This window comes from Lysobacter auxotrophicus (assembly GCF_027924565.1).
Classification (GTDB): domain Bacteria; phylum Pseudomonadota; class Gammaproteobacteria; order Xanthomonadales; family Xanthomonadaceae; genus Lysobacter_J; species Lysobacter_J auxotrophicus.
The window spans coordinates 3,467,459-3,481,304 of the sequence record NZ_AP027041.1 but is presented as its reverse complement, the minus strand read 5'-3'; the positions used below and the strand labels follow the sequence as shown (position 1 = coordinate 3,481,304).

The window sequence follows — 13,846 nt, the reverse complement described above, 5'->3', positions numbered from 1 at the left end:
CGGAGTGTAAGTCTGTCGCGCCCGCCGTAAACCGGACGCGACAGGTGACCTTGTCGCCTTGCCATTCGTCGGAAAGCGCGGACGCGTGCCGCGCCGTTCGTCAGAACGCCGCGTCGAACGCGACTTCGCCTTCCACGCCGACCTGGTACGCCGACACGCGGCGTTCGAAGAAGTTCGTCACTTCCTGCACGTCCTGCAGGTCCATGAAGGCGAACGGGTTGCTTGCGTTGAAATGTTTCGAAAGCCCCAGCTGCGCCAGGCGCTGGTCCGCGCAGTACTGCAGGTACTGGCGCATGTCCTTCGGCGACAGGCCCGCGACGCCACCCGACAGCACGTCCTGCGCGAACTGCATCTCGCACTCGACGGCTTCCTCCAGCATCCGCACGACCTGCGCCTTCAGCTGGTCGTCGAACAGTTCCGGCTCCTCGCTGCGCGCGGTGCGGATCACTTCGAACGCGAACGCCATGTGGCAGCTTTCGTCGCGGAACACCCAGTTGGTGCCCGACGCCAACCCGTGCAGCAGGCCGCGCGAACGCAGGTAATACACGTACGCGAACGCCGCGAAGAAGAACAGGCCTTCGATGCAGCACGCGAAGCAGATCAGGTTCAGCAGGAACTGCCGGCGTTCTTCGACGGTTTCGATGCGCTTCAGATCCTGGATCGAATCGATCCACTTGAAGCAGAACTCCGCCTTCGCGCGGATCGACGGGATGTTCTCCACCGCCGCGAACGCCTTCGCCCGCGCCACCGGATCGGGCAGGTAGGTGTCCAGCAGCGTGAGGTAGAACTGCACGTGCAGCGCCTCCTCGTAGAGCTGGCGCGAGAGGTACATGCGCGCTTCGGGCGCGTTGATGTGCTGGTAGAGGTTGAGCACGAGGTTGTTGGCGACGATCGAATCGCCCGTGGCGAAGAATGCGACCAGGCGCTCGATGAGGTGGCGTTCGGCCGGCCCGAGCTTGTGCTTGAGGTCGTTGACGTCGAGCGAGAAATCGACTTCCTCCACCGTCCACGTGTTGCGGATGGCGTCGCGGTACATCTCGTAGAACTGCGGATAGCGCATGGGCCGCAGGGTGAGGTCGAAGCCGGGGTCGAGCAGGCGTGCGTCGGTGCGTTCGGACATGTCGGGATCTCGCTGGATCCTGTCTCCAGCCGCGGCCGCCCCGATGCCGCTCAGGGGAGGGAGGCAGGCCGTGCAGGCGGCCGTCGGCTGAAGAAAGGAAGTCGGTGGTGTTGGTTGTGGTGGAGGGCTGCCCTCACCCCAACCCCTCTCCCGCAGGCGGGAGAGGGGCTTTGATGTCTGTCACGCCTTGCAGGTGAAAACCCTTCTCCCGCTTGCGGGAGAAGGTGCCCGGCAGGGCGGATGAGGGCAGCAGGTCGCCCTCACCCCAACCCCTCTCCCGCGTGCGGGGGAGGGGTTCAGATCATTGGCAGGCTTCGCACGACTCGGGGTTTTCCAGCGAACACGCGACGGCATCCGCCGGCGCGACTTCGGGCTTCGGCGCCTGCGCCGTGGTCGAACCGACCGTCGCCTTCGCGATCTTCGTCGCCGGTCGCGAGCGCAGGTAGTACGTCGTCTTGAGCCCCTTCTTCCACGCGTACATGTACATCGATGACAGCTGGCCGATGTTCGGGCTTTCGATGAACAGATTCAGCGACTGGCTCTGGTCGATGAAGGCGCCGCGGTCGGCGGCCATGTCGATGAGCGAACGCATCGGCAGTTCCCACGAGGTGCGATAGACCGCGCGCAGCGATTCGGGAATCGCGTCGATGCCCTGGATCGAACCTTCCGACATCTTGATCCGGTCGCGCAGTTCCGGTGTCCACAGGCCGAGCGATTTCAGTTCCTCGACGAGGTAACGGTTCACCACGAGGAAATCGCCCGACAGCGTTTCGCGCTTGAACAGGTTCGACACCTGCGGTTCGATGCATTCGTAGCAGCCGGCGATCGATGCGATCGTCGCCGTCGGCGCGATGGCGACCAGCAGCGAATTGCGCAGGCCGTGTTCGCGGATGCGGGCGCGTAGCCCGTCCCAGCGTTCGCCGTCCTCGGGCGTCACGCCCCATGCGTCGAACTGCAACTCGCCCTGCGCCGCGCGCGTGTCGTCGAATCCCGGATGGCGGCCGCGTTCCATCGCCAGTTCGTTCGAGGCCGACAGCGCGTGGAAGTAGATCGCTTCGGCGATGCGCGCCGACAGCGCGCGCGCCGCATCGGAATCGAACGGCAGGCGCAGCTTGAAGAACACGTCCTGCAGGCCCATCACGCCCAGGCCCACCGGGCGCCATTTCAGGTTCGCGCGACGTGCGGTTTCGATCGGGTAGAAGTTCAGGTCGATCACGCGATCGAGCTGGCGCACCGCAAGGCGCACGGTTTCGGCGAGCTTGTCGAAGTCGAAACGCCCGGCATCGCCATGCAGCGGGCCGTCGGCGAACACCTCGACGTGGTGCGACAGGTTGATCGAACCCAGGTTGCACACCGCGGTTTCGTCCTGCGAGGTGACTTCGAGGATTTCGGTGCACAGGTTCGACAGGTGCACGACGTTGCCGTCGCGAAGCGTCTGGTTGCACGCGCGGTTGGACTTGTCCTTGAAGTTCATCCAGCCGTTGCCGGTCTGCGCGAGCGTGCGCATCATCCGCGCGTACAGGTCGCGCGCCTTCACCTGCCGCGTCGCCAGGCCGGCCGCTTCGGCGGCGCGATACGCGCGTTCGAAGGCCTCGCCCCACAGGTCGGTGAGCTGCGGCACCTTCGCCGGGTCGAACAGCGACCATTCGCCATCGCCCTCCACGCGGCGCATGAATTCGTCGGGAATCCAGTTCGCCAGGTTGAGGTTGTGCGTGCGGCGCGCCTCGTCGCCGGTGTTGTCGCGCAGTTCGAGGAATTCCTCGACGTCCGCGTGCCACGGTTCCAGGTACACGCACGCCGCGCCCTTGCGCTTGCCGCCCTGGTTCACCGCGGCCACCGAGGCATCGAGCGTTTTCAGCCACGGCACGATGCCGTTGGACAGGCCATTGGTCGAACGGATCAGCGAGCCGCGCGAACGGATGCGCGTGTACGACAGGCCGATGCCGCCGCTGAACTTGGACAGCTTCGCCACGTCCATGTAGCGCTTGTAGATGCTTTCCAGCGAATCCTCCGGCGAATCGAGCAGGAAGCAGCTCGACAGCTGCTCGTGCGTGGTGCCGGAGTTGAACAGCGTCGGCGAGGACGGGATGTAATCCAGCTGCGCCATGCGGCGGTACAGCGCAAGCGCTTCGCCCACGTCCTCGCTCAGCGCGCAGGCGATGCGCAGGAAGAACTGCTGCGGCGTTTCGATCACCGTGCGCGCGGTCGGGTGGCGCAGCAGGTAGCGGTCGTACAGCGTGCGCAGGCCGAAGTAGTCGAAGCGCTGGTTGTGCGCGTTGTCGATCGCGTCGTTGAGCTTGCGCGCGTGCGCCTGCACGAAGGCGAGCAGCCGGTCGTTGATCAGCCCGAGCTCGTGACCGCGCTGCACCGATTGCGAGAACGCGTGGATCTCGCTGCCGGCGACTTCCTTCTCGATCACGCTGGCGAGCAGGCGCGCGGCGAGGCGGCCGTACTCGGGCTCCTCGGCGGTGAGCAGCGCGGCGGTGCGGATCGACAGTTCGTCCAGTTCGCGCGTGCTGGCGCCGTCGTACAGGCCGGAGATGGTGCGCGTGGCCACGCGCATCGGATCGATCGCGAACAGGCCTTCGCTCGCGCGCGTCACGGCGCGCACGATCTTGTTGAGGTCCACCGGCTCGCGACGGCCGCTGCGCTTGGTCACCGTCATGGTGAGGTTGGCGGCGGGCGGCGTCAGCGCGAAGCCCGGATCGAGGTCGCTCGCGCGGTCATCGGGCGTGCGCGCGGACTCGCGGGCCGGCGTGGCGGCAGCGGTTTGCGTAACGGTGTTCATCGGCGACTCCAGTGCGTGGGCGCACGTCTGGCCGTCCTTTCCCTCGAAGGACGACGCGGGCGCGGGAGTCGCAGCGTGAATGCGGGGTGTCGCGCAGCCCGAGACGGCGGGCGGGCGACGGCGCGAACCGTCGCGTGCAGCGACACCGACCGTCTTCCCTCCGAAGACTCCGTGGCCGGTCACCGCGCGGTGTGCAACGCGCGGCTGTCGGCAGGTCTTCGGACTTAGGACACGAAGCGGCGCGCTGCGCCGTCATCACCTACCGGTGGCCGCTTCCCAGGCGTGTCGCCCAGTGCCATGGCCACCTTCGTTTCCCATACCGCTGCGGGGCAGTGCTGGATTTCCACCAGCTTCCCGTTTTAAGCCGGCCTGCGAAGGCCGGCACCGACGGCCACAACATAGTGGGGGTGCGCGGATCCGTCAACGCTAAATCTTGTGGATAACCGCAGAATCGACACCGCGCGCGATTTGCCGGCACCGCCAGCGGCAGGGGACAATGCACGACTTCGCGGCCGCGTTCGCTCCGGCCGCCGCATCGTTCCACCACTCCCATCCCACCCTTCCACCGAAGGGCAGCAGAGGAAGCACCGATGTCCATCGTCCGCATGTCCGACCTCGACCTCCAAGGCAAGCGCGTGTTGATCCGCGAAGACCTGAACGTGCCCATCGAGGCCGGCCGCATCACGTCCGAACAGCGCATCACCGCGGCGCTGCCGACGATGAAGCTGGCGCTGGAGAAGGGCGCCGCCGTGATGGTGACCTCGCACCTGGGCCGCCCGAAGGAAGGCACGTGGACGCAGGAGGATTCGCTCGCCCCGGTAGCCAGGCGCCTGTCCGAGCTGCTCGGCATCGACGTGCCGCTGGTGAAGGACTGGGTCGATGGCGTGGACGTGAAGCCCGGCCAGCTCGTGCTGCTGGAGAACTGCCGCATGAACGTCGGCGAGGGCAAGGACGATGAAGCCCTGTCGAAGAAGTACGCCGCGCTGTGCGATGTGTACGTCATGGACGCGTTCGGCACGGCGCATCGCGCGCAGGCGTCCACGCACGGCGCCATCCGCTTCGCGAAGATCGCCGCCGGCGGCCCGCTGCTGATGGCCGAGCTGGACGCGCTCGCCAAGGCGCTCGATAACCCGGCGCGCCCGCTGCTGGCGATCGTTGCCGGCTCGAAGGTGTCGACCAAGCTCGAACTGCTGTCCTCGCTGGTGTCGAAGGTCGACCAGCTGATCGTCGGCGGCGGCATCGCCAACACGTTCATCGCGGCGATGGGCCACGGCGTGGGCAAGTCGCTGGTGGAAATGGACCTCGTCGACACGGCGAAGAAGATCATGAGCGATGCGAAGGCGCGCGGCGCCGACATCCCGGTGCCGGTCGACGTGGTTGTCGCGCCGAAGTTTGCCGCCGATGCACCGGCGACCGTGAAGGCTGTCGATGCGGTGGGCGAGGACGACATGATCCTCGACATCGGCCCGCAGACGGCGGCGCGTTACGCCGAACTGATCAGGAACGCCGGCACCGTGGTGTGGAACGGCCCGGTCGGCGTGTTCGAGTTCGATGCCTTCGGCCAAGGCACGCAAACGCTTGCGCGTGCGATCGCCGCGTCGAATGCGTTCTCGATCGCCGGCGGCGGCGACACGCTCGCGGCGGTGGACAAGTACGGCATCGAGGACGACGTGTCGTACATCTCCACCGGTGGCGGCGCGTTCCTGGAATTCCTGGAAGGCAAGGAGCTGCCGGCGGTGACGGCGCTGAAGGCGCGCGCCTCGTAACAGCTCAGAGTCCGTCGTCACCCCGGCGAAGGCCGGGGCCCAGGCCCTCACCGCTGAAATCCTGATGGCCTGGGTCCCGGCGTTCGCCGGGATGACGGCCTTGATTGAATACGTTCGGTGACACATGACCACGCTCTTCTTCGACATGGACGGCACGCTCATCGATTCGGCCGTCGGCATCACGCGTTGCGTCGAGCACGCGATGGTGCAGATGGGGCTGCCGGTTCCGCCGCACGAGGAACTGCGCCGCTGGATCGGCCCCGCGCTGCGCACCAGCTTCGGCCCGCTGCTCAACGACGATGCGAAGGTCGAACAGGCCGTGCTGCATTACCGCGACCGCTTCGAGACGCACGGCTGGGCCGAGCACGAGGTCTACGCCGGCATCGGCGAGACGATCGAAGCGCTGCACGCGGCCGGCCATCGCCTGGCCGTGGTCACCGCGAAGAACGAGCCGCACGCGCGCAAGATCGTCGACCACCTGCCGTTCGGGCACCGTTTCGACGATGTCGTCGGCGCCACGCTCGACGGCCGCATCAGCCACAAGGACCAGCTCATCGCCGAGGCGCTGCGCCGGTTCGAACTGGATGCGGACGCGTGCTGGATGATCGGCGACCGCCGCATGGACATCGAGGGCGCGCGCCACCACGGCATGCGCAACATCGGCGTGCTGTGGGGCTTCGGCGGCGAGGCCGAACTGCGCGAGGCCGGCGCGCTTCACCTGGCGTCCACACCGGACGAACTGCCGGCGCTGCTCGCGGCCTGACGCGCGCATCCCGCGCAACATCGGGCCCGCGACCGCGCCTACGCGGTCTCGCGGGCGTCGGTGGTCTGCTTTCGGGCGGGTTTTTTCAGACCACTTCGCCGCGTGCGATGCGGTATGGCGAAGGTGCGGAAGCGGTCGATCCGAAACTGCAGGCAGCTGTGCTAGCGTCGCTGGGTTCTCTGGACCCGCACTCGATGACGACCATCAAACGCCGCACCAAGATCCTCGCCACCCTCGGCCCGGCCACCGATCCGCCGGGCGTCCTCGACGCACTGCTGTCCGCCGGCGTCGACGTAGTCCGCCTCAATTTCTCGCATGGCGATCCGTCCTCGCAGATCGCCCGCGCGCAGGCCGTGCGCGACGCCGCGCAGCGCGTCGGCGTGGAAGTCGGCATCCTCGCCGACCTGCCCGGCCCGAAGATCCGCATCGAGCGCTTTGCCGAAGGCCGCGTGCTGCTCAAGACCGGCGACCGTTTCGACCTGGTCGCCAGCAGCGACGCCCCACCCGGCAACCTGCGCGAAGTCGGCGTGAGCTACCTCGGCCTGCCGGGCGACGTGCGTCCCGGCGACGTGCTGCTGCTCGACGACGGCCTGCTGCAGTTACGCGTGGGCGCCGTGGAAGGCGAGCGCATCGTCACCACCGTGCTCAACGACGGCGTGCTGTCGGACCGAAAGGGCCTGAACAAGCAGGGCGGCGGCCTGTCGCTGGGCGCGCTGACCGAGCGCGACAAGGAGCTGATCGCCGTCGCCGCCGAACTCGGCGCCGACTTCATCGCCGTGTCGTTCTGCCGCAACGCGCAGGACATGAACGATGCGCGCGAGATCGCACGCAGCCACGGCAGCGACGCCGCGCTGGTGTCGAAGATCGAACGCGCCGAAGCGATCGAGAACCTGACGGAAATCGTCGATGCCAGCGACGTGGTGATGGTCGCGCGCGGCGACCTGGGCGTGGAAATCGGCGATGCCGAGCTGCCCGGCCTGCAGAAGAAGATCATCCGCGAGGCGCTGGAGCGCAACAAGGTCGTCATCACGGCCACGCAGATGCTGCAGTCGATGGTCGACAGCCCGATCCCGACGCGCGCCGAAGTGCTCGACGTCGCCAACGCGGTGATCGACGGCACCGACGCGGTGATGCTGTCGCAGGAATCGGCCGCCGGCCGCTATCCGATCAAGGCGGTCGAGGCGATGGCGCGCATCTGCCTCGGCGCCGAACGCCAGTTCAACCACGACACCGATTTCGAAGCGGCGCCGCGCAACCTCGAACGCGCCGACCAGGCCATCGCCATGGCGGCGATGTTCCTGTCCGAACACATCGGCGTGCGCGCGATCATCGCGATGACCGAATCCGGCGGCACCGCGCGCTTCCTGTCGCGTTTCCGCTCGCAGGTGCCGATCTACGCGCTCACGCGCCATGCCGGTGCACGTCGTCGCATGGGTCTGATGCGCGATGTCACTCCGCATGACTTCGACAGCCGCGGCCTGACCTCGCGCGACGCCGCGCGCAAGGCGGTCAAGGAGCTGTTCGAGCGAAACCACCTCAGCGTCGGCGAGCGCGTGATGTTCACCAGCGGCGACCACATGGAGCAACTGGGCGCGACCAACACGCTGCGCCTGCTGCAGGTGGGCGAGGGCGGTTCGGCCGAAGGCCTGGGCGAGCTCTGATTCGGCCGCGTCGACGGTGTCGCACTGACACCGTTCGACAATGCCCGCGTGGCGCCCGTATGGCGTCACGCTGTCCGCACCCTCGATGCCACAGCGTTTCCCACGATGAATCCGTCGTGGGGGCGCGGTCATGGTCGGCAAGGCGGCAAGAGGGTTCTGGCTGTGCGCGCTGCTCGTCGCGCTGGCCGCATGCACGAGCGTCGGCACGCATACGCGCGAACGCCTCGCAATCGACTACGGTCCGCCGATGCCGTTGCGCGTGTGCGTGCTGCACACGCCGGATGTCGCGCCGCGGCGCATCGACGCGCTCATCGCCGCCGTCAACGAGGAATTCGCGTCCTACGGCATAACGGTCGTCGTGCCGTGGGTGCGCCCGTGGCAGCGCGCCGGGTTCACGCACGAGCGCCTGTTCGAGGACGTCGCGCAACGCCGGCTCGAAGTGCCGTGCGATCGCCTGGTCGCCTTCGTCGACCGCAATGCCGGCGATGCGCTGTGGGGGCTGCTGATGCCGGAAGTGCTCGGCATGGTGGACGAGGCGACGCACACGCGCGGTTACGTGGTCGCCACGCGCGCCTCGCTCAACCAGCTGTTCGTGCCGCCTTCGAAGGCGACGGTGCACGAGTTCTACCACCTGCTCGGTTGTCCGCACGCGGGTTCGATGGACGCCTGCTATCGCGCCATCGCCGCGCTGAAGCGCGCGCACGACGCAAGCGCGGACTTCGTGCCCGGCATCGATGCAGCGGGCGGGTTCGTGACCACGCGCGAGGACGCCAACCAGACCCTGCGCGATGCCCTCGCCGGACGCCCGGGCATGTAAACGCATACATCCCAAGTGGTATTGGATTCCGGGGTGTCCGGTCTGCAAGTGGTTGATTTTTCTTTGCGTTGACCGGCTCTTTGCACGCGTACCCGGCTATAATGTCGGGCTTCCCACCGCTTCCGCAGGACGACCATGAGCATCGAACAGCTTGCCGAAACCGCCCAGGCCATGATGGCACCGGGCAAGGGGATCATCGCCATCGACGAGTCCGGCGCCACCTGCGCCAAGCGTTTCGCCGGTGTCGGCATCGAGAACACCGAAGAGAACCGCCGTCGCTACCGCGAGCTGCTGCTCACCACGCCGAAGCTGAACGAGTACATCTCCGGCGCCATCCTGTTCGACGAAACCATCCGCCAGTCCACCAGCGACGGCGTGCCGTTCGCCAAGTACATGACCGACCACGGCATGATCCCGGGCATCAAGGTCGACAAGGGCACGCACAACCTCGCCGGCTTCCCGGGCGAAGTGGTGACCGAAGGCCTCGACGGCCTGCGCGCGCGCCTGGAGGAGTACTACAAGCTCGGCGCCCGCTTCGCCAAGTGGCGCGCGGTCATCAACATCGGCGACGACATCCCGTCGGGCACCTGCATCGACGCGAACGCCCATGCGCTGGCCCGCTACGCCGCGCTGTGCCAGGAGCAGGGCCTGGTGCCGATGGTCGAGCCGGAAGTGATCATGGACGGCAGCCACGACATCGAGACCTGCTACGAGGTCACCGAAGTCGCGCTGCGTTCGCTGTTCGCCTCGCTCTACGAGCACAGCGTCATGCTGGAAGGCACCATCCTCAAGGCTTCGATGGTCGTGCCGGGCAACACCTGCGCCGACCAGGCGTCGTTCGAGGAAGTCGCCGCCGCCACGCTGCAGTGCCTGAAGTCCACCGTGCCGGCGACGCTGCCGGGCATCGTGTTCCTGTCCGGCGGCCAGTCGGACGAAGCCGCCACCGCGCACCTCAACGCGATGAACCAGATGGGCCCGAACCCGTGGCCGCTGTCGTTCTCGTACGGCCGCGCCATGCAGGCCGCCGCGCTGAAGCTGTGGTCGCAGGACCTGGTGAACAACTTCGCCCGCGCGCAGCAGACCGTGTACGAGCGCGCCCGCGACAACGGCCTGGCCGCGCTGGGCCAGTGGAAGCAGGCCGCGTAAGCGCCGGCGCCATCGTCATGCAGTACGGGAAAGCCGGCCTCGCGCCGGCTTTTCTTTTTTGTGCACTGCAGCCGCGCGGTACAGTCGGGTTCGCGTCCACGTTCCCTATACGCGGCGTCCACGCCGCCCAGACGAGGATGCAGGCGGGCGGGGAATGGACGGCAATGGGTTGATCCGGATCAAGTTTCCGATCCGGCCTCGCCAGCAGACTCGACGTCAAGGACGCCGCGACCGGGTGTCCTTCGCGAAAGCGACAGACCGGAGCCGGCCATGGACCAGCCAGATGACAACGTCATCAAGCGAAGAGAACGCACGGCCTTCCTGCTGCTGACCGCAGTGGTGTTTCCGCTGCTCACCGTGATGATCGTGGCCAGCTACGGCTTCATCGTCTGGTTCTGGCAGATGTTCGTTTCCGGACCGCCGACGGGGCACTGACGTGGCGCGCGGTCCGGATCCCTCGCGACGCGCGTTGCTGTTCGGCCGCCGGGCCGCGGTGGCCCCTTTGCGCCCACCGTGGGCGCTGCACGAGAACGACTTCCTCGACGCCTGCACCGCGTGCGGCGCGTGCGTCGATCGCTGCCCGGAACGCGTGCTCGCGCGCGATGCGGGCGGGCGCCCGGTGTTCGATCCACGCCTGGGCGAATGCACCTTCTGCGGCGAGTGCGAACACGCCTGCACGCCGCGCGCGCTGGATCGCGCGTCGTCCGACGAACCCTGGACGCTGAAGGCGCTCGTCGCCGACAGCTGCCTGCCGCGCCGCGGCGTGGTGTGTTCGAGCTGCCGGGATGTCTGCCCCGAACGCGCCATCGCCTTTCCGCTCACGGCGCGCGTGCCGCTGCCCACCATCGACCCCGCGCGCTGCACCGGGTGCGGCGCGTGCGTGGGCGTGTGCCCGACGCAGGCCATCGCGTTGTCGGCATGCGCCGCGCACCCGGAACGCACGGAGACCGCATGACCCCCGACGACACCGCCATCGAACCCGCAGCGCCCGGCGACATCCACATCGCCAGCCTGGTCCTGCAGCACCGCATCGAGGCCGCGGAGGCGATCGACGCGCACATCGCCGCGCACGAGGACCTCGAACTCGCGCTGCGCCACGGCACGCGCAGCGTCGTGCTGTGCGAATGCGCCGACCAGTACGCGGTGCTCGACCGCATCGATGCGCTGCGCGCGCTGCCCGGCGTGCTCAACGTCGCGCTCGTCTACCACCATGCCGAACCGCGCGAGGCGCTCGACGCGCCGGTGCGGACGGCCAACGAGATCCAGGCTTCCGGAGTCGCCCCATGACCACGCGCCGCGAATTCATCCGCAACACCGCCGTCGCCACCGCCGCGGCCGCCGCCGGCATGCCGCTGCCGGGCGACACCACCAACATGCTCACCGAGGGCGATCTCACCGCGCTGAAGTGGGACAAGGCGCCGTGCCGTTTCTGCGGCACCGGCTGCGGCGTCAACGTCGCGGTGAAGGAAGGCCGCGTCGTCGCCACGCACGGCGACGTGCACGCCGAGGTCAATCGCGGCATCAACTGCGTCAAGGGTTACTTCCTGTCGAAGGTGATGTACGGCGCCGACCGCCTCAAACTCCCGCTGCTGCGCAAGAAGAACGGCGTCTACGCGAAGGACGGTGAGTTCACCGAAGTCGGCTGGGACGAGGCCTTCGACGTGATGGCCGCGCAGTTCAAGCGCGTGCTGAAGGAAAAGGGCGGCGACGGCATCGGCATGTTCGGTTCGGGCCAGTGGACGATCTGGGAGGGCTACGCCGCCAACAAGCTGATGAAGGCGGGCTTTCGCAGCAACCACATCGATCCCAACGCGCGCCATTGCATGGCCTCGGCGGCGTTCGGCTTCATGCGCACCTTCGGCATGGACGAACCGATGGGCGTCTACGACGACATCGAGGCGGCCGACGCATTCGTGCTGTGGGGCTCGAACATGGCCGAGATGCATCCGATCCTGTGGACGCGCGTGACCGACCGACGCCTGACGCATCCGCACGTGAAGGTCGCGGTGATGTCGACCTTCGAGCACCGCAGCTTCGAGCTGGCGGACATCCCGATCGTCTTCAAGCCGCAGACCGACCTGGTCATCCTCAACTACATCGCCAACCACATCATCAGCACCGGGCGGGTCAACAAGGATTTCGTCAGTCGCCACACCAGCTTCAAGCGCGGCAACGACGACATCGGCTACGGCCTGCGTCCGGACAATCCGCTGGAGATGAAGGCGAAGAACGCCAACGACGCCGGCGGCGGCGAGCCGATCGACTTCGAGCAGTTCGCCGCGTTCGTGAAGCCGTACACGCTCGACAAGGCGGTGGAGATGACCGGCGTGGAGCGCGGCTGGCTGGAGAAGCTCGCCGAGCTGTACGCCGATCCGAAGGTCAAGGTCATGTCGTTCTGGACCATGGGCTTCAACCAGCACACGCGCGGCGTGTGGGCCAACAACCTGATCTACAACATCCACCTGCTGACCGGAAAGATATCCACGCCCGGCAACAGTCCGTTCTCGCTGACCGGGCAGCCGTCGGCGTGCGGCACCGCGCGCGAAGTGGGCACCTTCAGCCATCGCCTGCCGGCCGACCTGATGGTGGCCAATCCCGAGCATCGCAAGCATGCCGAGGAAATCTGGAAGCTGCCGCACGGGCTGATCAATCCCAAGCCCGGCTACCACGCCGTGCAGCAGAACCGCATGCTCAAGGACGGCAAGCTCAACGCGTACTGGGTGCAGGTCAACAACAACATGCAGGCGGCGGCGAACCTCTACGAGGAAACGCTGCCGGGCTATCGCAATCCGAAGAACTTCATCGTCGTGTCCGATGCGTACCCGACCGTCACGGGGCAGGCGGCGGACCTGATCCTGCCCACCGCGATGTGGGTGGAAAAGGAAGGCGCATACGGCAACGCCGAACGCCGCACGCAGTTCTGGCACCAGCTGGTCAACGCGCCGGCGCAGGCGCGCTCGGACCTGTGGCAGCTGATGGAATTCTCCAAGCGCTTCACCACCGACGAATGCTGGCCGGCGGACATCCTCGCCGCCAATCCGTACTACAAGGGCAAGACGCTGTTCGACGTGCTGTTCAAAAACGGCAACGTCGACCGCTATCCGCTGTCGGACATCCAGGAAGGCTACGCGAACGACGAGTCCACGCACTTCGGCTTCTACGTGCAGAAGGGCCTGTTCGAGGAATACGCGACCTTCGGGCGCGGCCACGGCCACGACCTGGCGCCGTTCGACACCTACCACCAGGTGCGCGGCCTGCGCTGGCCGGTGGTCAACGGCAAGGAAACGCTGTGGCGTTACCGCGAAGGTTCCGACCCCTTCGTCACGCCCGGCGCGGGCTTCGAGTTCTACGGCAACAAGGACGGCCGCGCGGTGATCTGGGCGCTGCCGTACGAGCCGCCGGCCGAGTCGCCCGACGAGGAATTCGACCTGTGGCTGGTCACCGGCCGCGTGCTGGAACACTGGCATTCGGGTTCGATGACGATGCGCATCCCGGAACTGTTCCGTGCGTTCCCGACGGCGATGGTGTTCATGAATCCCGACGATGCGCGCAAGCGCGGCCTCAAGCGCGGCGACGACGTGCGCGTGGTGTCGCGGCGCGGCGAAATGCGCACGCGCGTGGAGACGCGCGGTCGCAACCGCATGCCCGAGGGCGTGGTGTTCGTGCCGTGGTTCGACGCGGGCCAGCTGATCAACAAGGTGACGCTGGACGCGACCGATCCGATTTCCAAGCAGACCGACTACAAGAAGTGCGCGGTCAAGATCCTGGGCGCATAGGAGGCGGCC

Annotated in this window: 11 protein-coding genes and 1 riboswitch; of the genes, 9 read left to right on the top strand and 2 right to left on the bottom strand. The window is 67.2% G+C overall.

Annotation, left to right across the window (positions count from 1 at the left end; all coding sequences use genetic code 11):
• Positions 1 to 100: 100 nt before the first annotated feature.
• Complete coding sequence (locus LA521A_RS15790; RefSeq protein ID WP_281779804.1) at positions 101 to 1,120, bottom strand: ribonucleotide-diphosphate reductase subunit beta; 1,020 nt, start codon at positions 1,118 to 1,120, stop codon at positions 101 to 103.
• Positions 1,121 to 1,421: 301 nt separating this feature from the next.
• A complete protein-coding gene (locus LA521A_RS15785; RefSeq protein WP_281782122.1) occupies positions 1,422 to 3,785 on the bottom strand; it encodes a ribonucleoside-diphosphate reductase subunit alpha in 2,364 nt (787 codons plus the stop codon).
• Positions 3,786 to 4,100: 315 nt separating this feature from the next.
• Positions 4,101 to 4,312, bottom strand: a riboswitch (cobalamin riboswitch).
• A gap of 186 nt (positions 4,313 to 4,498) precedes the next feature.
• Here LA521A_RS15785 and LA521A_RS15780 point away from each other — a divergent pair.
• The 9 genes from LA521A_RS15780 to napA all read left to right on the top strand — a co-directional run bounded on the left by LA521A_RS15780 (position 4,499) and on the right by napA (position 13,837).
• Complete coding sequence (locus LA521A_RS15780) at positions 4,499 to 5,674, top strand: phosphoglycerate kinase (RefSeq protein ID WP_281779803.1); 1,176 nt, start codon at positions 4,499 to 4,501, stop codon at positions 5,672 to 5,674.
• 124 nt (positions 5,675 to 5,798) lie between these two features.
• A complete protein-coding gene (locus LA521A_RS15775; protein WP_281779802.1) occupies positions 5,799 to 6,437 on the top strand; it encodes an HAD hydrolase-like protein in 639 nt (212 codons plus the stop codon).
• A 194-nt stretch (positions 6,438 to 6,631) separates the two neighbouring features.
• Positions 6,632 to 8,098 (top strand): pyruvate kinase, encoded by a 1,467-nt coding sequence (pyk, locus tag LA521A_RS15770; protein ID WP_281779801.1) that lies wholly within the window; start codon positions 6,632 to 6,634, stop codon positions 8,096 to 8,098.
• 130 nt (positions 8,099 to 8,228) lie between these two features.
• Entirely contained in the window at positions 8,229 to 8,915 is a 687-nt protein-coding gene (locus LA521A_RS15765) for a hypothetical protein (protein ID WP_281779800.1), read from the top strand.
• 135 nt (positions 8,916 to 9,050) lie between these two features.
• Entirely contained in the window at positions 9,051 to 10,061 is a 1,011-nt protein-coding gene (locus LA521A_RS15760; protein ID WP_281779799.1) for a class I fructose-bisphosphate aldolase, read from the top strand.
• Positions 10,062 to 10,331: 270 nt separating this feature from the next.
• On the top strand, positions 10,332 to 10,496 hold the full coding sequence (locus LA521A_RS15755) for a periplasmic nitrate reductase, NapE protein (protein WP_281779798.1): 165 nt from the start codon (positions 10,332 to 10,334) through the stop codon (positions 10,494 to 10,496).
• 1 nt (position 10,497) lies between these two features.
• A complete protein-coding gene (locus tag LA521A_RS15750) occupies positions 10,498 to 11,016 on the top strand; it encodes a ferredoxin-type protein NapF (RefSeq protein ID WP_281779797.1) in 519 nt (172 codons plus the stop codon).
• Entirely contained in the window at positions 11,013 to 11,348 is a 336-nt protein-coding gene (locus LA521A_RS15745; RefSeq protein ID WP_281779796.1) for a chaperone NapD, read from the top strand. The genes LA521A_RS15750 and LA521A_RS15745 overlap by 4 nt, the downstream gene beginning before the upstream one ends.
• Positions 11,345 to 13,837 (top strand): periplasmic nitrate reductase subunit alpha, encoded by a 2,493-nt coding sequence (gene napA, locus LA521A_RS15740; protein ID WP_281779795.1) that lies wholly within the window; start codon positions 11,345 to 11,347, stop codon positions 13,835 to 13,837. Before LA521A_RS15745 ends, napA begins: the two co-directional genes overlap by 4 nt.
• Positions 13,838 to 13,846 lie beyond the last annotated feature (9 nt).